Source organism: Streptomyces sp. enrichment culture, from assembly GCF_964272895.1.
Taxonomy (GTDB): domain Bacteria; phylum Actinomycetota; class Actinomycetes; order Streptomycetales; family Streptomycetaceae; genus Streptomyces.
The window spans coordinates 6,817,129-6,835,540 of the sequence record NZ_OZ186832.1 but is presented as its reverse complement, the minus strand read 5'-3'; the positions used below and the strand labels follow the sequence as shown (position 1 = coordinate 6,835,540).

Here is an 18,412-nt window from a genome sequence, read left to right as displayed (position 1 = left end):
CCCGGCTCAGTGGTCGCGATCGAGCCATTCCTCAAGGTGCGGAGCCTGCGCGCCGACGGTCGTGGACTCGCCGTGCCCGGTGAGCACCTTGGTGTCGGGCGGGAGGGTGAGCAGCCGGTCGCGGATGGAGGCGACGAGGGTCGGGAAGTGGGACCAGGAACGTCCGGTGGCGCCGGGTCCGCCCTGGAAGAGGGTGTCGCCGGTGAAGACGACGCCGAGTCCGGGGTCGTGGAGGCAGACCGCGCCGGGCGCGTGCCCGGGGGTGTGCAGGATCCTGAGATCCGTCCCCGCGGCCTCGATGACCTGCCCGTCGCGCAGCCAGGCGTCGGGTTCGCGGTCGGGGTGGGTCTGCCTCCACAGCGGCAGGTCGTCGCGGTGCAGCCAGATGACCGCTCCGGTGCGGTCGGCGAGGGCGGGCGCGGCGCCGATGTGGTCGTTGTGGGCGTGGGTGCACACGATGGCCGTCAGCCGGCGCTCCCCGACCGCGTCGGCGATGGCGTCGGCGTCATGGGCGGCGTCGATGACGACGACCTCGTGGTCGTCACCCACCAGCCACACGTTGTTGTCGACGTCCCAGCTGCCGCCGTCGAGCGTGAACCGCCCCGAGGTGACGAGCCGTTCGATGCGTGCCGCGCTCACCGCACCACCGCCGAGCGCCGCGCACCGCCGTGGCTCACCCCGCGTACCTCCCGCGCCATGCCCGTCCGGTCCCTTCCAGTCGTACGTCGTGGTCCTCGCGCCGACCCTATGTGCCGGCCGCCCGCGGCGGCGGACGCCCGGCGGCAACACGCCCGGCCGCGTCCGGGGCACGGACGCGGCCGGGCGGGCCGAAAGGGGCGGGGGTCGGTTACTGGACGGCGGGGAGCAGGCCGGTGACCGGCGCGACGAGGTCGGTGACCTGGTGCAGCTGGTCGAGGTCGCTGGGCACGCGGTTGAGCTGGCTCAGCTGCCGGGACGGCAGCGGGACCGCGTCCTTGTGCGGCGCCGGGATGTCACTGACGGCGAGCGAGTCCAGCATGGCCATCGGGCTCAGACCGCCGGCCTTGGCGTCCGTCTCGGCGGCGCCGGCCGCGGGGGCGGCGAGCGCGCCGACCCCGGCGGCGAGACAGGCGGCGGCGAGGATACGACGAGGTGAGATCATGCCCTCAGCAACGCCGGGGAGCCGCTCGCGGACACGGCCGGAGGGCGTCCCTCACCCGTCAGGCGGAGCGCTTGCCGTGTCCGGCGGGCCGGAGGACGCTCGAAGAGAGGCATCGGCGACCCGTCGCCCGGCCGCCCGCCTCCCGAGGAGGTCATCATGGGCACCAGCACCAGCCCTGGCTTCAGCGCCGACACCCTGCGCCGCGGCCTGGAAGGACGGTCTTCGGCGGATCTTCTGGAGCTCTACGCCGACGACGCCGAGCTGCGGGTCGTCGACCGCAACACCCAGCCCAGCCATCCCAAGGTCATGCACGGCCGCGACGAGATCGCCGAACTGCTCGACGACGTCTACAGCCGCGACATGACGCACAAGATGGAGGACTGCGTCGTCCAGGGCGACCGCGCCGCCTACAGCGAGTCCTGCCAGTACCCGGACGGGGTCCGCGTCCTGTCCGAGTCGATGCTCCGGCTCCGCGACGGCAAGATCGTCGAGCAGACGATGATCCAGGCATGGGACGACGACAACACGTGAGCCACGAGGGACGAAACGAGCCACGTCCCCACGCCTGACGGACGGCTCCGCGTCCGACCCGCCATACTGACCGGCGTGCGAGTCGCGATCATGACGGCGGGTTCCCGGGGTGACGTCGCGCCCTTCACCGGTCTGGGACACGGCCTGGTGCGCGCGGGCCACGACGTCACCCTCGTCACCCACGCCCGCTTCGAGCCGCTGGTCTCGGGCTCCGGCGTACGCTTCCACGCGCTGCCGGTCGATCCGCGCGCCGAGCTGGAGTCGCCGCGCGGACGTGCGCTGCACCGCAGCGCGACCGGTCCGGGCAAGCTGCTGAAGCTGGCGGCCATGGCACGGGCGCTGGTCGGCCGGATGACGGACGACCTGGTCGCCGCGGCCCGGCAGAGCGACGTGCTGCTGGTCGCCGCCGCGATCGCCCCGCTGGGCGTGACGGTCGCCGAGGGGCTCAGGCTGCCCAGCCTGGGGCTGCACCTCCAACCGATCGCCCCCACCCGGGAGTTCGGTCCGCCGCTGCTGGGCGACCGCTCCTGGGGCGCGACCGCCAACCGGCTGGCGGGGCAGGGGGTGAACCTCGCTGTGGAGCGGGTCTACTCCGCGGCCCTGCCCGCGCTGCGCGCCCGGCTGGGGCTGCCCGCCGTCCGCGCCGGTGCCGTGCGCCGCCGGCTGGAGCGGGAGGGCTGGCCGGTGCAGCACGGGTTCAGCCCGCTGGTGGTGCCCCGGCCGCACGACTGGCGGCCCGGCCTCGACGTCGCCGGGTACTGGTGGCCGTACGACGACGGGGCCCGGTTGCCCGACGCGGTGCGCGACTTCCTCGCCGCCGGGCCCCCACCGGTGTTCGTGGGGTTGGGCAGCGCCACCGTGCCGGACCCCGAGGGGCTGAGCGCGCTGGTCGTGCGGGCGCTGCGGCGGGCCGGGCTGCGCGGGGTGATCCAGCGCGGCTGGGGCGGGCTCACGGCGGACGGGGACGACATGCTGACGATCGGCGAGGTCGCCCACTCCCTGCTCTTCCCGCACATGGCGGCCGTAGTCCATCACGCCGGCGCGGGCACCACCGCGGCAGGGCTGCGCGCGGGGGTCCCGGCGGTGCCGGTCCCCGTCCAGTTCGACGAGACGTTCTGGGCGTCCCGCCTGGTCACGCTGGGCGTCGCCCCTCGCTCGCTCCCCCTGCGCAAGGTCACGGAGAACGCCCTCACCGCCGCCCTGAACCGCGCCGTCTCCCATCCTTCGTACCGCGCCCGCGCCCAGTCCCTCGGCACGTCGATCCGCGCCGAGGACGGAGTGACGCCGGTGATCACGGCCCTGGAGCGGCTCGGGGGCTGAGCCCCGCAGGAGAGCCGGGGACCACTCCGGAGCCCCCGTCGGGTCCGGGAGCCGAGCCGCCCTCAGCGACCCCATGGCGGCGGTCGCAGGATGCCCAGCAGCTGCCGGACGAGCTCGTCGACGACCTCGTCCAGGGTCGCGTCGACCCAGCCCGCGCTCCAGTCGTGCAGAAGGCCGTTGACGCTGCCGATGAAGGCCGCGGCGGCGAGCCGGTGGTCGCGCGGGGCGGCCTCGCCGCGGGCGACGGCGGCCTGGGCCTCGGCGCAGATCAGGTCGACCCAGCGGGCGCGGCGGGCCAGGCGCTGCTCCTCCAGACGCGGACTGACGCCGATGATCTCGACGAAGGTGATCCGGATGCGGCGCGGATCGCCGGTGACGTTCGCGGCGTACGCCCGGAAGATCGCGGCGGCGCGTTCCGCGATCGGCCGGCCCTCGCTCGCCGCGGCCGCCGCCAGCACCGCCTCCTCCGCCCAGCCGTTGACCTGGAGGTGCAGCTCGGCCAGCACGTCCTCCAGGGTGCGGAACTCCTCGTAGAACTGCCGGGTGGACAGCCCCGCGGCCTCGCTGAGCGCGGCGACGGTCGTGCCGCGGTAGCCGGGGGTGTCGCCGAACAGCTGGAGCGCCGCGTCCAGGAAGCGCCGGCGCCGCTCGGCCTGCCGCTCCTGCGCGGACCTGCCGCCGTAGCGGCCGGTCGGCCCTTTCAGCCTGCCCGCCACCGTGCCTCCCGTCGTCCGCCGCCGACGGACCGATTTTGTCGTGTCCGCGGTCTTGTCGAGAAGGGCACCCCTTCCTTACTTTCCAGTAAGTCACTCTGAACGGCGCTGTATTCAGACTCCCCCACTCCCGAGGAGAGTGCAGCCATGCCTGCCTTCCGCCCCCGGCACCTGTGCACCGTCGCCGCCGCCCTCGCCCTGACCGCCACCGCCCCCGCGACCACCGCCTCGGCCGGCTCCCCCGCCGCGCTGCGCGAGGTGCTGTTCGTCGGCAACAACTGGGACGGCACCGCCGACGTCCTGAAGTCCTCCGGCGACTTCGCCCGGATCGGCCGGATCGATGTGGTGCCGGACAAGGACCAGCGCATGGCCGAGATCAACGCCGATCCCGTCAAGTGGGTCTACTTCATGGCGATCCGCAACAGCGTCGGGGAGGGCCACGACCAGTTCGTCGACGACATGTACGCCACCCCCGACGGCCGGTCGATGGTGGTGTCGCGGCCCAGCTTCGCCGATGTCGTCTCCCTCGACCTGGCCACGGGGGCGATCAACTGGCGTTTCGCGGTGTCGGGTTACCGCGCCGACCACATGGCGGTCTCCCCCGACGGCACCCGGGTGGCGGTGTCGGCGTCGACCTCCAACACCGTGCATGTGCTGGACATCGTCACCGGCAGACAGCTCGGTTCCTTCGGCACCGGCGACAAGCCGCACGAGAACGTCTTCTCGCGGGACGGCCGGTTCATCTGGAACATGTCCATCGGCGAGGTGAACACCGCGCTGGACGCGCCCTGGCTGGACTGGACGAAGGGCGACCGGCGCATCACGGTCGTCGACACGTCGACGTTCCGCCAGGTCAAGGTGATCGACATGCGGCAGCGGCTGGACGCGGCCGGGCTCGGTGCGTACTCGGACGCGGTGCGGCCGGCCGCGTTCAGCCCCGACGAGTCCAAGCTCTATTTCCAGGTGTCGTTCTTCAACGGCTTCTTCGAGTACGACGTGGCGAGCGACCGGATCACCCGGACCAAGGTCCTGCCGAAGAACCCGGCCACCAGCGAGGACCGCACGACCTGGGTCAACGACTCGCGCCACCACGGCATCGCGATGAGCCCGGACGGCCGCAAGCTGTGCGTGGCGGGCACGATGGACGACTACGCCACCGTCGTGGACCGCGCGACCCTCCAGGAGGGCCCGCTGGTCACCGCCGCCAAGCCCTACTGGGCCACGGTCAGCGGTGACGGCAGGTCCTGTGTGATCTCCGAGAGCGGCTCCGATCAGGTCACCGCCATCGATTTCGCCACCGGACGCAAGACGGTCTCGGTCCCGGTCGGCGACCACCCGCAGCGCGTCCGCCTCGCCCAGGTGCCCGCCGACTGGACCGGTCCGGCTAGCTGACCGCCCAGGCGGCCAGTTCCGCTCGGGCCGCCTGGAGCAGGGAAGCGGGCGGAGCCGTCGCCCCGTTGGTCACCAGCGCGTAGTGCAGGACGCCCGAGTCCCGCGCGGTGAGCAGCAGGCGGCGGCTTCCCGCGCCGCCCGGCTCGGCGGCGACGGCGACCGGGGCGTCCGCCGGGTGGGAGGGCAGGCCGTGCAGGGTGCCCAGGTCGGAGACGACGGTGGTCGCAGCCGGCGGGAAGGACGCCGGCAGATGCAGTTCCGTGGGCGCCGCGCCTCCGGCCGAGCGCCACAGCAGCACGCCGTACTGGCCGGAGCCCACCAGCCGGGCCACGTTCGGCAGCGCGTCCGGCACCGGGTTCCAGGTCAGCGTCGTCGACCCGTCGCGGGAGCGGTCCTCGTAGGTGAAGGCGACGGTGGTGCCCGCTGTGGCGGACGGATACAACCGGTCCAGCAGACGCGCATCCTGACGGAGCGTCACCGCTCCGCTGTCGTCGAGGCGTACGGCCGACAGGTCCTCGTCGTTCCAGGCGTCGCCCGCGGTGAGGATCTTGTCGGGGTTGCCGTTCATCGCCTCGTGGTGGCGGCCGTTGTAGATGTCCCACTGCCACTGCGTGGCCGACAGCACGGTGCCGCTCATCGCCGGTCGGGACCACCACGTGGCGCCGGGGAGACGGGAGTCGAGGGCCTGGTACATCGCCTTCAGGACGGTCGGCGCCTTGTCGGAGACCGTGCCGCTCAGCGGGTGCCCGAACTCGCTGACCACCGCCGCGGTGTCCGCCGCGGCGGCGCGGTCGCGGACGGCGCCGAAGTCACCGGCGTACTGGCCGTCGGCCGCCTTGCCCCACATGAAGACGCCGGAGATCGCCTTCTGGTCGTAGAAGTGGGTGTTGAAGACATAGCGCGGGCCCAGCCTGCCCGCGTCGAGGAGGCCGCCCTCCTGGCGCTGGAAGGCGAGGTTGGCGTTCCAGAAGAGGTTCGGCTCGACGAAGGCCGGCTTGTCCCGCCAGCCCGCCGCGTCCATCCGGGCCCGGAAGCGCTCGTAGAACGGCCACAGCACGTCGCGTTCCCACATACGGCTGCTCTGACCGGCCCGGTACACCCCGGCGTGCGGCTCGTTGTACGGGTCGAAGCCGACGATCCCCGCGAACTGCCCGTCGCTCAGGTGCTGACGCAGATACGCCATCGTCTTCTCGGCCGTGGCGAGGAAGGCGTCCTGGACGCCGTACGCGTTGTGCCAGAAGTCGTACGACGCCCGCTTCACCGCCTCGTTCTGGGTGATGTTCTGGCCCCAGAAGAAGCAGACGCCGCAGGACTCGTCGGGATAGTTCCCGGCGTCCACCGCCCACTTGGGGGCGCCGTCCCCGGTGTACCAGCTGTCCGGATCGAACAGATGGCGGGAATGGAGGTCCTGGTGGAAGTCGGGGTAGACGCGGACACCGGCGTCCAGGAAGGCGCGGATCTGGTCGGTGACCGCGGCCAGATAGGCGCCGTCGACCCGGCCGCGCTCGGGTTCGGCGTGCGCCCAGGACAGCAGGAAGCGGACCGCGTTGCCGCCGCCGAGGGCGCGCAGCGCGGCCGCCGACTTCCGGGCGTCCGCCACCGAGGCGAAGGGCAGGCCGCCGTTCTCCTCCAGCTTGGTCTCGCCGGAGACGTTGTAGCCGCGCAGCACCACCTCACGGCCGTGGGCGTCGACGAGGCGGCCGTCGCGCACGGTGAGCGGGGAGCCGTCGAACCACAGGGCGTCGGACAGGGCGGCGGGCGGGGTGCCCGCCGCCGGGGAGCCGCACAGGAACCCGCACAGCACGACCAGGACGACGATCGGACGCACACGTTTCTTCAGCATGCTCCTCACCGTCGAACCGAACTGACGGTCCGTCAACTCCCTGTTCCGTCCCCGTCAACCCGCCCTTCGGCGCGTCACGTTGAGCAGATACTCCTTCCGGTCGAGCGGGTTGTGGTCGGTGCGGGCCCGCCGCGGCACCTCGCCCCGGACGACCGGCGCGTAATGGTCGAAGGCGCTCTCCAGCTCCCCCTCGCCTCGGGTGAGCCCCGGCAGCCGCTGCTCCAGGGTGTGCACCTGGGCCGCGGGCACATCGCCCTCCAGCACACAGACGGCGTCCCGTGTCCGGGTGGTGCGCGGCACGGCCCGCAGCGCGGCCAGCACCGGCAGCAGGGCGCCCAGCGTGTCCGCCGGGGCCTCCAGCCGGAAGGAGTGCAGGGGCTCGTGCACCCGGGTGCCCGCCCGCCGCAGTGCGTCGACCAGGACCAGCGGGGTCAGTCCGCGGAAGTCGTACCCGGTGCTGGACATGCTCTTGTCGAAACGCTGGTGGGCGTGGGACTGCCGGGGGCAGTAGCCGCAGTGGGTCATGGTGACCGTGCAGTCGGTGACCCGCCAGCCGTGCAGGCCCTGTTCCAGGGTCTCGCGCACGGTGTCCTCGACCGCCTTGAAGAACGCGTAGGGCATCGCCCCGAGCTCCACCTCCAGGCCGAAGGCGACCCCCGAGCCGGGCGGCGCCGGGTCGACCCGCAGCCCGACGGTGGCCAGGAACGGGTGGTCGCCCTTCTTGACGAACTCCACCGCCTCCCCCGACCCGATCGGCCGCTCCACGCACAGCGGCGTCGTGCCGCGGAAGTCGACCTGGAGCCCGTACTCCTCGGCGAGCGTGGCCTGGACGACCTCCTTCTGCACCTCCCCGTACAGCGACACGGAGGTCTCCTGCCGCACCTCGTCGTGGCGCAGCCCGATCAGCGGATCCTGCTCGGCGAGCTGGGTCAGCGCCCCGTGCAGCGCCCGCCGGTCCGTGCCCGGCCCCGGCACCACGACCGTCTCCAGCGTCGGCGGCGCGAAGACGCGCCCGCCCGGCCCGCGCGGTACGCCGAGGGAGTCGCCGATCCTGATGTCGGCGAGGCCCCACAGCCGGGCGATACGGCCCGCCGGCACGCGGTCCGCGGGGACGTCCGTGCCGTGCTCGAAGACGCCGAGGGCGGTGACCTTGCCCTCCTGCGGCGGGTCGCCGAAGGTCACCCGGTCGCGCACGCGCAGGGTGCCGGAGAAGACGCGGGCGTACGCGATCTTCTCGCCGGCCGGGCCCCGCTCGACCTTGAACACCGTGCCCGACAGCGGCCCGTCCGGGTCGCCGTCGGCGGCGGGCAGCAGTTCCAGGACGCCGGCGATCAGCTCGTCCGCTCCGGCGCCGGTGACGGCCGAGCCGAAGTACACGGGGTGCACCAGCCCCCGACGGGTCTGCTCGGCGAGGGCCGCGCGCACCCGGCCGGGCGGGACGGCACCTTCCAGGTACGCGGCCAGCAGGCCGTCGTCGTGGTCGGCGAGGACGTCCAGGGCGCCGGGGCCGAGCCCGGGCACGAACCGGGCGCCGGGGGCGCCGAGTTCCTCCGCCGTCCCCATCGGCACCACCGGCACCTTCAGCCGCCGGGAGATCACCGGCACCAGGTCGGCGCCCCGCGCCCCGCGCCGGTCGATCTTGTTGACGAAGAGCAGCGTCGGGATGCCCAGCCGCCGCAGCGTCCGCAGCAGCACCCGCGTCTGCGCCTGGACGCCCTCGACGGCCGAGACGACCAGCACGGCGCCGTCGAGCACGCCGAGCACCCGCTCCACCTCGGCGATGAAGTCGGGGTGGCCGGGGGTGTCGATGAGCTGGACGGTGACGCCGTCCACCGGGAAGGAGACGACCGCCGACTTGATGGTGATGCCGCGCCGGCGCTCCAGCGCGAGCGTGTCGGTCCGGGTGCTGCCCTCGTCGACGCTGCCGAGGGTGTCGATGACTCCGGCGCTGTGCAGCAGCCGTTCGGTCAGACTGGTCTTACCTGCGTCGACGTGAGCGAGAATGCCAAGATTGAGCGTGTGCACGAAGTGTCATGTCCTTCGGAGAGGGAGTCGTTCCTTGCGGGGCGGACATGACAGGTGCGCGCATTGCCTCTCCTCGGCTCGACGCTCGGACCCGAGCAGTGCAGCAGAGGCCGGTGGGTGGCGGCAACGCAATAAGCGTGGTGGCAGCGCCATGGGCGTCGACGTCGAGGAGCGTGGCGGTGCGTGAGATTCTCCCGGTGCTGAGCGGCTGGTGGTCCGCGGGCGTCCCGTTCGGGCTGGCCACGGTCGTGGCGGTCAGCCGCAGCGCGCCGCGCGATCCGGGGGCGGCGATGGCCGTCGGCCCCGACGACGAGGTGGTGGGCAGCGTCTCCGGCGGCTGTGTGGAGGGCGCGGTCCTGGAGCTGGCCCGCGAGGCGGTGGCGAGCGGCCGGGCCGAGCTGCAGACCTTCGGCTACAGCGACGACGACGCCTTCGCGGTCGGCCTGACCTGCGGCGGTGAGATCACCGTCCTGGTCCGGCCGGTGACGGCGGAGCTGGATCCGGCCTTCGGCGCGGTCGCCGCGTCGGTGGCCGAGGGACGGCCGGTGACCCTGGCCACGGTGACCGACGGCCCGGCCCCGCGCGGGGCCACGCTCGCCGTGTGGCCCGACGAGGTGCGGGGCACGCTCGGGGCGCCCGGCCTGGACGCCGCCGTCACCGCCGACGCGCGCGGCGAGCTCGCCCTCGGTGCGACCGGCCTGCGGCACTACGGTCCGCACGGGGAGCGGCGCGAGGACGCCGTGACGGTGTTCCTGCACTCCTTCGCGCCACCGCCGCGCATGCTGGTGTTCGGCGCGATCGACTACGCGGCCGCCGTCGCCCGGATCGGTGACTTCCTCGGCTACCGGGTGACCGTCTGCGACGCTCGCCCCCTCTTCGCCACGCCCCGCCGCTTCCCGCCGGACGTGGAGGTGGTCGTGGACTGGCCGCACCGCTATCTGCGGCAGACCGGCACCGACGAGCGCACGGTGATCTGTGTGCTCACCCACGATCCCAAGTTCGACGTGCCGCTCCTTGAGGAGGCGCTGCGGCGGCCGGCCGCCTACATCGGGGCGATGGGCAGCCGCCGCACCCACGACGAGCGCCGGGCACGGCTGGAGGAGGCCGGGCTCACGGCCGCGGAGCTGTCCCGGCTGCGCTCGCCGGTCGGGCTCGACCTCGGGGCCCGTACGCCCGAGGAGGTCGCGGTGTCGGTGGCCGCGGAGATCGTCGCGCTGCGCTGGGGCGGCAGCGGGGCCCCGCTGACCTCGACGGCCGGGGCGATCCACGGGACCAGGCCCTGAGCACCGAAAAAATCTCCGTGCAAAACGTGTGAAATCGGACAGAGGGGGAAGTCGCCGCTCAACGGGACGAACACGTCCCCCGCCCAGAGCAGCGGGAAGGAGGTCCGTGACAGGCAGTCCAGACTCGAAGCACGCGGGCCGTCACCGGCAGGCCGGAGCGGCCCGCCCTACATGAGCGGCCCCTTCCCCTTCAGCCCTTCGGGTGAGATCTCCTCGCCGCTCAGCGCCGCGGGAGCCGGTGCAGTTCCACGTCCTCGAGCCGGCCGTCGGCCACGGACGCCGTCATGTAAGTGCAGTACGGCTGGCGGCGCCGGTCGGTGGGCGAGCCCGGATTGAGCAGCCGCAGGCCCGAGGGGGCGGTGGTGTCCCAGGGGATGTGGCTGTGCCCGAAGACCAGCACGTCCAGCTCCGGGAAGCGGGCCGCGCACCGCGCCTCACGCCCCTGCGCGGGCCCCGTCTCATGGATCACCCCGAACCGCAGTCCGCCCAGCTCGGCGTACGCCACCTCGGGCAGCCGGGCCCGCAGCGCCGGGCCGTCGTTGTTGCCGTACACCCCGATCAGCCGCCTGCTGCGCGCCTCCAGCAGATCGAGGGTGTCCGTGTCCACCCAGTCCCCCGCGTGCAGCACCACGTCGGCGGCCGGCACCTCGGCCAGCAGCTCGCCCGGCAGCGCCCGGGCCCGCCGCGGCAGGTGGGTGTCCGACATCAGCAGCAGACGCATACGACCAGCGTAAGTCCGGCCCGGCGGACGCCGATCGGCGACGGAGGGCGGGATAGGATCGGGCAACGCGCTCTATTCCTCGATACGAACGGCAGACGACCCCAGGGGGCCAGGAGGCCATGCCGGTGAAGGTCAGCGTCATCGTTCCGGTGTACAACCCGGGGCACTACATCGACGACTGCGTCGACTCGCTGCTGCGTCAGTCCCTGCCCGACGACGAATACGAAGTGATCTTCGTCGACGACGGCTCCACCGACGACACGCCGGCCCGGCTCGACGCCGTGGCCGCCGAGCACCCCCATGTGCACGTCATCCACCAGGAGAACTCCGGCTGGTCGGGCAAGCCGCGCAACGTCGGGATCGACGCCTCCAAGGGCGAGTTCGTGATGTTCGTCGACAACGACGACTACCTCGGCCTCGAGGCCCTGGAGCGGATGTACGACTACGGCGTCGCCCACGACGCCGACGTGATCGTCGGCAAGATGGCCGGCAAGGGACGCGGCGTGCCGGTGGAGCTGTTCCGCCGCAACCACCCGCGCGCCACCGTCGACAACGCGCCGCTGATCGACAGCCTCACCCCGCACAAGATGGTCCGCCGCGCCTTCCTGGACCGCACCGGTCTGCGCTTCCCCGAGGGCCGCCGGCGCCTGGAGGACCATGTCTTCGTCACCGAGGCGTATCTGCGCGCCGGGAACGTCTCGGTGCTCAGCGACTACGTCTGCTACTACCACGTACGCCGCGACGACGCCTCCAACGCGGGCTTCCAGCAGTTCGACCCGGCCGGGTACTTCAAGAACCTGCGCGAGGCCCTCGACGTCGTCGAGCGGTACACCGAGCCCGGTGCGACGCGCGACCGGCTCTACCGGCGCTGGCTGCGCAACGAGATGGTCGAACGGCTGCGCGGCACGCGGTTCCTGAAGGCCCCCGAGGACTTCCGCAAGGAGCTCTTCCAGCAGATCCACGAGGTCGTCGTCGAGCGGTTCGGGCCCGGTGTCGCCGCCGGTCTGACGGCGACACAGAAGTTCGTCGCCCGGCTGGCCCGCGAGGGCCGCTACGACGACGTGGCCGCCTTCGCCGAGTGGGAGGCCGGCATCAGGATCAGGGCGCTGCCCGAGCGCGTCGGCTGGCGCGCGGGGGCGCTGGAGGTCGTCTTCGCCGCCGAGTACGTCCACGGCGGCAAGCCGATGACGTTCCCGGCCGACGCGGTCGCCCCCTCCGCCGAACCCCCCGAGAGCGTCCAGGAGGCCATCGACTGGCTGGCCGAGGACACCGTCGCCCGCTTCGACAAGGGCACCCTGGACCTGGTGCTCAAGGAGCGCTCCAACGCCGCCCCGCACTTCCAGCCCGTCACGGTGACCCGCGACGCCGTCCCCGCGGGCGAGGACCGGGTCCGGCTGGTGCTGCGGGCCACCGCCACCGTCGACCCAGCGACCGCCGCCGGTGACGGCCCGCTCGGGGCCGGGCTGTGGGACGCCGTCGCCCGGCTGAAGCTGGGCGGCTGGACCAAGGAGGTCCGGGTGGGCCCGGCGCCCAAGAGCGACCGCTCCCTGCCGCCCGCCGGGCTGGTCGCGGGCCGGGTGGTGCTGCCGTACTGGACGGACCCGCACCGCAACTTCTCCCTGGACGTCGACAAGGCCGACAAGCGCCTCGGGCTCACCAAGCTCGCCACCGAGCGGATCACCCTCACCGGCGAACGGCTGAGCGCCCCCCTGCCGCTGTACGTGCCCTCGGCCACCGAGGTGGCGCTGCGGCTGACCTCCCCGGCGTCGGCGACCCCGGTCGAGCTGCCCGCCACACTGTCCCCGGCCACGCCCGGCACCGGCTCGCTGCTGACCGCCGAACTGCCCGCCGAGCGGCTGGCGGACGGCATCTGGCGCACGGCACTGGTCACCGCGCCGGACCTGGCCGCGCCCCGCCGCTACGCGCTGTCCCTGGAACTGCGGGCCCGCTCCGGGCTCGTCGAGGTCGTGCGCGCCCCCGAGCCGGGGCTCGCACGACGGGTCGTCCGCAAGGTACGCAGGATGCTCGGGGGCGCGTCCGCCCGGGCCGGGAGGTAGGTGAGACGTGCGTTCGCTGGAGATCGAGGGTGCCTGGGTGCTGGAGCCCAAGGTGTTCCCCGACGAGCGGGGCAGCTTCCACGAGTGGTACCGCGGCGCGGAGTTCCGCGAGGCCACCGGCTACGACCTGACGCTCGCGCAGGCCAACTGCTCGGTGTCCCGCCGGGGCGTGGTGCGCGGGGTGCACTTCGCGGACACCCCGCCCGGCCAGGCCAAGTACGTCACCTGTGTGCGTGGCGCGGTCCTCGACGTCGTCGTGGACCTGCGCCTGGGCTCGCCCTCGTTCGGGAGCTGGGAGGCGGTGCGCCTCGACGAGGACACCCGGCACGCGGTGTTCCTCTCCGAGGGCCTCGGGCACGCCTTCATGGCGCTGAGCGACGACGCGACGGTCGTCTATCTGTGCTCCACCGGATACGCCCCGGAACGCGAGCACGGCGTGCACCCGCTCGATCCGGACCTCGCCATCGAGTGGCCGCGGGGCATCGAGCCGGTGCTCTCCCCGAAGGACGCCGAGGCACCCACGCTCGCGCGGGCGCGGCAGGACGGACTCCTTCCGGAGTACGAGACCTGCCGCGCCCACTACGAGCGGCTGCGCACCGGCCGGGTCAGCGGCTGACGGCGAACTCCTCCAGCGCGCGGCGCAGCGGCGGCCAGCCCCGCGAGCGCCGCGCGCCGAGGTTGCGGGCCCGCACCAGCGGACCCCAGAACCCGGCGGACAGCAGCGTCTCGGGCCGTACCGCCCGCACCCGGTCCAGGATCGCCTCGGGCACCTTCTGCGGGTCGGGCACGTCGAACTCGGCCATGATCTCGTCGTACTTGTCGCTGAGGACGGTGTTGGCCGGGTCGGCGCCGAACACCACCAGCTGACCGGTCGGCTCGGTGTCGACCAGGACGGTCACCAGGTCGGGGCGGTAGCGGCCGAGGATTTCGACGATCTTGTAGACGTCGCCGGTCCAGGCGCCGGTGTGCCGGTCGCGGGCCGCCTCGTCGATGTTGCGCGGCAGCATGTCGTCGAACACGATCACGCTGGACCAGTCCGAGTGCTTCTCGACGTTGATGAAGTCCCGCAGCGCGTACTCGAACAGGTGCATGCCGTCGATGAACGACAGGTCGAGCGTGGTGCGCCGCCAGTAGCCGAACGGGCTGCGGCCGCGCTTGAGGTTGCGCAGCGGATGGCGACCGCCCTTGAGGTGCTGCAGGGGATTCTCACGCGCGAAGAAGTCGTCACTGGTGGCCTTCACCAGATGGACGTCGCACTTGATCTCCGTGACGACCTTGAAGGCGGGGTCGATCGCGATGCTCGGCACCCGCGACAGCCGCAGCGAGCGGCCGTCGTTGACGCCGATCTCCAGGTAGTTGCGGTTCGCGGTGGCCTTGTGCAGGTCGCGCAGGAACTCATGGCGTTTCACGAAGGGGACTCCTTGCGGATCAGGGGAAGTGCCTCGTGCAGGGCGTCGCGCCAGTCGCGCGGCGGGGGCAGGCTCGCCTCCTGCCACCGGTCGTGCGCGAGGACGCTGTACGCGGGGCGCGGCGCGGGCCGGGGGTAGGCCGCGCTGCTGGTGGGGCGCACCCGGTCGGGGTCGGCGCCGACGCCGTCGAAGACCGCGCGGGCCAGGTCGTACCAGGTGGCCTCGCCGGCGCAGGTGGCATGGAACACGCCGTGCAGACCGGGGCCGATGAGCGGGCCGAGGTCGGCGAGCCGTTCGGCGACGTCGGCGCTCCAGGTGGGCTGGCCGCGCTGGTCGTCGACGACGTCGACGGTGTCGCGGGACGCCTCCAGGTCCAGCATCGTCCGTACGAAGTTGCGGCCGTGGACGCCGTACAGCCAGGCCGTGCGGACGATCGCCGAGCGCTCGGGCAGTTCGGCGAGGACGGCCTGCTCGCCGGCGAGTTTGGTGCGGCCGTACGCGGTGCGCGGGGCCGTGGGGTGGTTCTCCGGGTAGGCGTCGGTGCGGGCCTCGCCGGAGAAGACGTAGTCGGTGGAGACGTGCAGCATGCGGGCGCCGGTCGCGGCGCAGGCGCGGGCCAGCAGGCGGGGGCCGTCGCCGTTGATCCGCAGGGCCGTCCGCTCGTCGGTCTCGGCGTCGTCCACCGCGGTGTACGCGGCGCAGTTGACCACCAGGTCGGGGTGGTGGGCGGCGAGGGCCTCCTCCACCGACTTCAGGCTGGTGATGTCCAGGGCGGCGTGGTCCAGGCCGGTCACGTCCTGGCCGCGGCGGGTGAGGGCGGTGACGGTGTCGCGGCCGAGCATGCCGCCGGCACCGGTGACGAGCCATTTCATCGGCGCTCCTTCAGCGGCTCCCACCAGGCGCGGTGGGTCCGGTACCAGTCGACGGTGGCGGCGAGCCCGGCGGTGAAGTCGTGCCGGGGGGTGTAGCCGAGCTCGGTGCGGGCCTTGGTCCAGTCGACCGAGTAGCGCAGGTCGTGGCCCTTGCGGTCGGTGACGTGCTCGACCATGTCCCAGCCGGCGCCGCAGGCTTCCAGCAGGAGGCCGGTGAGCTGCTTGTTCGTGAGTTCGGTGCCGCCGCCGATGTTGTAGACCTCGCCGGGGCGGCCCTTGGTGCGCACCAGTTCCACGCCGTGGCAGTGGTCCTCGACGTGCAGCCAGTCGCGGACGTTGAGGCCCTCGCCGTAGAGCGGGACCTTCTTGCCGTCGAGGAGGTTGGTGACGAACAGCGGGATGACCTTCTCGGGGAACTGGTGCGGGCCGTAGTTGTTGGAGCACCGGGTGACGCGCACGTCCAGGCCGTGGGTGCGGTGGTAGGCCAGGGCGAGCAGGTCGGAGGACGCCTTGGAGGCGGAGTACGGGGAGTTGGGGCTCAGCGGATGGGTCTCGGGCCAGGAGCCGGTCTCGATGGAGCCGTACACCTCGTCCGTGGAGATGTGCACGAACGGGCCGACGCCGTGGCGCAGGGCCGCGTCCAGCAGCGTCTGGGTGCCCAGGACGTTGGTGCGGACGAAGTCGGCGGCGCCCTCGATGGAGCGGTCGACGTGGGACTCGGCCGCGAAGTGCACGACCTGGTCGCTCTCGGCGACCAGTTTGTCGACGAGCGGCGCGTCGCAGATGTCGCCCTGCACGAACCGCAGCCGGGGGTGGTCGGACGGGAGGTTGGTGAGGGTGCCGGCGTAGGTGAGTTTGTCCAGCACCGTGATGTGCGGGGCATCGGGGCCGTCGTCCGCGAGCAGCATGCGGACGTAGGTCGAGCCGATGAACCCGGCGGCGCCGGTGACGAGGAGGTTCATGTCGGGGGTGTGCACCTCAGGTGTGGATCTGGACCTTGCTGTGGTCGCCGAGGACGAGGCAGTGGGCGCTGGGCACGCTGGGTGCCGGGGTGACCTCGACATGGCGGCCGATGAGGGAGTTCTCGATGCGGCCGACCCCGTCGATGGAGGAGTCGCGCAGCACGATCGAGAACTCCAGTTCGCTGTCCTTGATGCGGCAGTTCTCGGCGACCGAGGTGAACGGGCCGACGTAGGAGTCGGTGACGACCGTGTTGTGGCCGATCACGACGGGGCCGACGATGCGGGAGTTGACCACGCGGGCGCCCTCCTCGATCACGACCCGGCCGATGGTCTCGGAGCCCTCGTCGACCTCGCCGTCGATGCGCCGTTCCATGGTCTCCAGGACGGTGCGGTTGACCTCCAGCATGTCGACGACGTTGCCGGTGTCCTTCCAGTAGCCGTGGATCACGGTGGAGCGGACGTCGGCGCCGGTGTCGAGCAGGTGCTGGATGGCGTGGGTGATCTCCAGCTCGCCGCGCCAGGAGGGGGTGATGGCGCGGACGGCCTCGTGGATGGCCGGGGTGAACAGGTACACGCCGACCAGGGCGAGGTCGCTCTTGGGTTCCTCCGGCTTTTCCTCCAGCCCGACGACCTGTCCGTCGGGGCCGAGCTCGGCGACGCCGAAGGCGCGCGGGTCGGCGACATGGGTGAGCAGGATCTGGGCGTCGGGGCGGCTGGTGCGGAACTCCTCGACGAGTCCGGTGATGCCCCCGACGATGAAGTTGTCGCCGAGGTACATCACGAAGTCGTCGTCGCCCAGGTAGTCACGGGCGATCAGCACCGCGTGGGCGAGTCCGAGCGGGCGTTCCTGCGGGATGTAGGTGATCTCCAGGCCGAACTTGGAGCCGTCGCCCACCGCCTCCTGGATCTCCTCTGCGGTGTCGCCGACGACGAGTCCGACGTCGGTGATCCCCGCCGCGGCGATCGATTCCAGGCCGTAGAAGAGAACGGCTTTGTTTGCCACCGGAACGAGTTGCTTGGCCGAGGTGTGGGTGATCGGCCTCAACCGTGTTCCGGCGCCTCCGGACAGCACGAGTGCCTTCATCTGCTTCACCATAGCGGGGATCTTCGGGGGTCGGCGGTTGCCCGGCGTACTTCTTCGCCTGCCCTGTTGTTCGCCGGACGGTCATCGGCGCGGCTCAGGGACAGGCGGGCACGCCCGGTAGCCAGGCGGGGCCCCGGAGGTAGATGTTGGTCATCCAGGCCCGGTAGTCCGGCAGGTAGGACCACACGTCGTTGGTGTAGCCGTCGGAGGTGACGCGCTCGGCGTGTTTCTGGCAGCGGACGCGGACGGTCGTGGGGCCGGGGAAGGCGTACACGCGGCGGGCCGCGGTGGCGGGCTCGGCCTTGGTCCACACACCGCTGCCCCAGGTGGAGAACAGGGGTCCGGACACCGGTCCTGTCTCGACGCGCAGGGCACCGAAGTAGCTCGCGTTCAGGCGGACGTCACTGACCATCAGCCTGGTGCCGGACTGGCGGGCCTCGACCATCCGGCCCGCGCCGAGGTAGATCGCGATGTGCCTGAGGTGGTCGGAGCTGCCCCAGGCGAGCAGGTCGCCGGGGAGCAGCGGGGCGAGGCCCTGGTCGGGGGTGAACCGCTCGGCGGCGCGGTGGGTGTAGTACTGGGCGCTCGCCACGCCGTTCAGGATGTCCTGGCCGGTGGCGCGGGCGTAGGCGTGGCGCACCAGGCCGGAGCAGTCGAAGCCGAGCCGCTCGGGATCGTGCTCGCTGGCCGGGTCCTCGGGGTCGACCTGGCCGTAGGTGGGGCCGGGCTGCGGGCCGTGGCCGCCGCCCCATGTGTACCAAGTGCCCGCGGCGACCTCCGCGCAGGCCGCGGCGACGGCCCGTTCGGCGGCCGGGGAGGCGCCGGGGGCGAGGGGGCGGCAGTCGTCGGCGGGGGCGAGGGCCGTGGTGGGTGGTGCGCCGAGGAGGAGGGCGAGCAGCGCGCCGAGCACGCCGGTGATCAAGGTGCGGCGGATCATCGTCGGGTCCCCGTTTCGTGGTCACGCGGAGGGGTGGTCACTTGTCAGACTCCCGAGGCGGGGCGGGATGCTCCCGCCCGGCGCGCGGTCCACTCGAAAGAGGCAACGGTCAACCCTGGGGA

17 protein-coding genes are annotated in these 18,412 nt (G+C 72.6%); 6 read left to right on the top strand and 11 right to left on the bottom strand.

Features of this window, described 5'->3' with window-relative positions; genetic code table 11:
• Positions 1 to 6: 6 nt before the first annotated feature.
• Positions 7 to 639 (bottom strand): MBL fold metallo-hydrolase, encoded by a 633-nt coding sequence (locus tag ACSU6M_RS30500; protein WP_437074047.1) that lies wholly within the window; start codon positions 637 to 639, stop codon positions 7 to 9.
• A 208-nt stretch (positions 640 to 847) separates the two neighbouring features.
• Positions 848 to 1,141: a hypothetical protein gene (locus ACSU6M_RS30495; RefSeq protein WP_437074046.1), complete on the bottom strand. Its 294-nt coding sequence runs from the start codon at positions 1,139 to 1,141 to the stop codon at positions 848 to 850.
• 156 nt (positions 1,142 to 1,297) lie between these two features.
• Between ACSU6M_RS30495 and ACSU6M_RS30490 the strand changes: the two genes are divergently transcribed.
• Complete coding sequence (locus ACSU6M_RS30490; RefSeq protein ID WP_437074045.1) at positions 1,298 to 1,672, top strand: nuclear transport factor 2 family protein; 375 nt, start codon at positions 1,298 to 1,300, stop codon at positions 1,670 to 1,672.
• A 90-nt stretch (positions 1,673 to 1,762) separates the two neighbouring features.
• Entirely contained in the window at positions 1,763 to 2,992 is a 1,230-nt protein-coding gene (locus ACSU6M_RS30485) for a glycosyltransferase (RefSeq protein WP_437075416.1), read from the top strand.
• 62 nt (positions 2,993 to 3,054) lie between these two features.
• Here ACSU6M_RS30485 and ACSU6M_RS30480 read toward each other — a convergent pair whose 3' ends face one another.
• Positions 3,055 to 3,708 (bottom strand): TetR/AcrR family transcriptional regulator, encoded by a 654-nt coding sequence (locus ACSU6M_RS30480; RefSeq protein WP_437074043.1) that lies wholly within the window; start codon positions 3,706 to 3,708, stop codon positions 3,055 to 3,057.
• A 144-nt stretch (positions 3,709 to 3,852) separates the two neighbouring features.
• Between ACSU6M_RS30480 and ACSU6M_RS30475 the strand changes: the two genes are divergently transcribed.
• Complete coding sequence (locus tag ACSU6M_RS30475; protein WP_437074041.1) at positions 3,853 to 5,097, top strand: YncE family protein; 1,245 nt, start codon at positions 3,853 to 3,855, stop codon at positions 5,095 to 5,097.
• Here ACSU6M_RS30475 and ACSU6M_RS30470 read toward each other — a convergent pair.
• Positions 5,090 to 6,940, bottom strand: a complete 1,851-nt coding sequence (locus ACSU6M_RS30470; RefSeq protein ID WP_437074039.1) for a cellulase family glycosylhydrolase — start codon at positions 6,938 to 6,940, stop codon at positions 5,090 to 5,092. The genes ACSU6M_RS30475 and ACSU6M_RS30470 overlap by 8 nt on opposite strands.
• Before the next feature lie 54 nt (positions 6,941 to 6,994).
• The gene (locus ACSU6M_RS30465) at positions 6,995 to 8,965 is read right to left on the bottom strand and encodes a GTP-binding protein (protein ID WP_437074038.1); all 1,971 of its coding nucleotides are present in this window, start codon (positions 8,963 to 8,965) and stop codon (positions 6,995 to 6,997) included.
• Between the two features lie 179 nt (positions 8,966 to 9,144).
• On the opposite strand from ACSU6M_RS30465, the gene ACSU6M_RS30460 reads away from it, so the two are divergent.
• Positions 9,145 to 10,248 (top strand): XdhC family protein, encoded by a 1,104-nt coding sequence (locus ACSU6M_RS30460; protein ID WP_437074037.1) that lies wholly within the window; start codon positions 9,145 to 9,147, stop codon positions 10,246 to 10,248.
• 220 nt (positions 10,249 to 10,468) lie between these two features.
• Here ACSU6M_RS30460 and ACSU6M_RS30455 read toward each other — a convergent pair whose 3' ends face one another.
• Positions 10,469 to 10,969 carry a metallophosphoesterase family protein gene (locus ACSU6M_RS30455; RefSeq protein WP_437074035.1) on the bottom strand — a complete coding sequence of 167 codons (501 nt, stop codon included), beginning with the start codon at positions 10,967 to 10,969 and terminating at the stop codon, positions 10,469 to 10,471.
• Between the two features lie 119 nt (positions 10,970 to 11,088).
• Between ACSU6M_RS30455 and ACSU6M_RS30450 the strand changes: the two genes are divergently transcribed.
• Entirely contained in the window at positions 11,089 to 13,026 is a 1,938-nt protein-coding gene (locus ACSU6M_RS30450) for a glycosyltransferase family 2 protein (RefSeq protein ID WP_437074034.1), read from the top strand.
• Positions 13,027 to 13,033: 7 nt separating this feature from the next.
• Positions 13,034 to 13,642, top strand: coding sequence for a dTDP-4-dehydrorhamnose 3,5-epimerase (rfbC, locus tag ACSU6M_RS30445; protein ID WP_437074032.1), 609 nt, complete (start codon positions 13,034 to 13,036; stop codon positions 13,640 to 13,642).
• Here rfbC and ACSU6M_RS30440 read toward each other — a convergent pair.
• The 5 genes from ACSU6M_RS30440 to ACSU6M_RS30420 form a co-directional block, all read right to left on the bottom strand.
• Positions 13,632 to 14,435: a class I SAM-dependent methyltransferase gene (locus ACSU6M_RS30440; RefSeq protein ID WP_437074031.1), complete on the bottom strand. Its 804-nt coding sequence runs from the start codon at positions 14,433 to 14,435 to the stop codon at positions 13,632 to 13,634. The two genes, rfbC and ACSU6M_RS30440, sit on opposite strands and share 11 nt — an antisense overlap.
• A complete protein-coding gene (gene rfbD, locus ACSU6M_RS30435; RefSeq protein WP_437074029.1) occupies positions 14,432 to 15,307 on the bottom strand; it encodes a dTDP-4-dehydrorhamnose reductase in 876 nt (291 codons plus the stop codon). The genes ACSU6M_RS30440 and rfbD overlap by 4 nt, the downstream gene beginning before the upstream one ends.
• Positions 15,304 to 16,269: a dTDP-glucose 4,6-dehydratase gene (rfbB, locus tag ACSU6M_RS30430; RefSeq protein WP_437074027.1), complete on the bottom strand. Its 966-nt coding sequence runs from the start codon at positions 16,267 to 16,269 to the stop codon at positions 15,304 to 15,306. Before rfbB ends, rfbD begins: the two co-directional genes overlap by 4 nt.
• Positions 16,270 to 16,285: 16 nt before the next feature.
• A complete protein-coding gene (locus ACSU6M_RS30425) occupies positions 16,286 to 17,353 on the bottom strand; it encodes a glucose-1-phosphate thymidylyltransferase (protein WP_437074026.1) in 1,068 nt (355 codons plus the stop codon).
• A gap of 94 nt (positions 17,354 to 17,447) precedes the next feature.
• Positions 17,448 to 18,290, bottom strand: coding sequence for a C40 family peptidase (locus ACSU6M_RS30420; protein ID WP_437074025.1), 843 nt, complete (start codon positions 18,288 to 18,290; stop codon positions 17,448 to 17,450).
• Positions 18,291 to 18,412: the final 122 nt, after the last annotated feature.

What these genes read in the sequence shown, in the direction of transcription:
- ACSU6M_RS30495 (WP_437074046.1), bottom strand. Translation starts at nt 1,141, where the DNA reads ATGATCTCACCTCGTCGTATCCTCGCCGCCGCCTGTCTCGCCGCCGGG.
- ACSU6M_RS30490 (WP_437074045.1), top strand. Translation starts at nt 1,298, where the DNA reads ATGGGCACCAGCACCAGCCCTGGCTTCAGCGCCGACACCCTGCGCCGC.
- ACSU6M_RS30485 (WP_437075416.1), top strand. Translation starts at nt 1,763, where the DNA reads ATGACGGCGGGTTCCCGGGGTGACGTCGCGCCCTTCACCGGTCTGGGA.
- ACSU6M_RS30475 (WP_437074041.1), top strand. Translation starts at nt 3,853, where the DNA reads ATGCCTGCCTTCCGCCCCCGGCACCTGTGCACCGTCGCCGCCGCCCTC.
- ACSU6M_RS30470 (WP_437074039.1), bottom strand. Translation starts at nt 6,940, where the DNA reads ATGCTGAAGAAACGTGTGCGTCCGATCGTCGTCCTGGTCGTGCTGTGC.
- ACSU6M_RS30455 (WP_437074035.1), bottom strand. Translation starts at nt 10,969, where the DNA reads ATGCGTCTGCTGCTGATGTCGGACACCCACCTGCCGCGGCGGGCCCGG.
- ACSU6M_RS30450 (WP_437074034.1), top strand. Translation starts at nt 11,089, where the DNA reads ATGCCGGTGAAGGTCAGCGTCATCGTTCCGGTGTACAACCCGGGGCAC.
- rfbD (WP_437074029.1), bottom strand. Translation starts at nt 15,307, where the DNA reads ATGAAATGGCTCGTCACCGGTGCCGGCGGCATGCTCGGCCGCGACACC.
- rfbB (WP_437074027.1), bottom strand. Translation starts at nt 16,269, where the DNA reads ATGAACCTCCTCGTCACCGGCGCCGCCGGGTTCATCGGCTCGACCTAC.
- ACSU6M_RS30425 (WP_437074026.1), bottom strand. Translation starts at nt 17,353, where the DNA reads ATGAAGGCACTCGTGCTGTCCGGAGGCGCCGGAACACGGTTGAGGCCG.
- ACSU6M_RS30420 (WP_437074025.1), bottom strand. Translation starts at nt 18,290, where the DNA reads ATGATCCGCCGCACCTTGATCACCGGCGTGCTCGGCGCGCTGCTCGCC.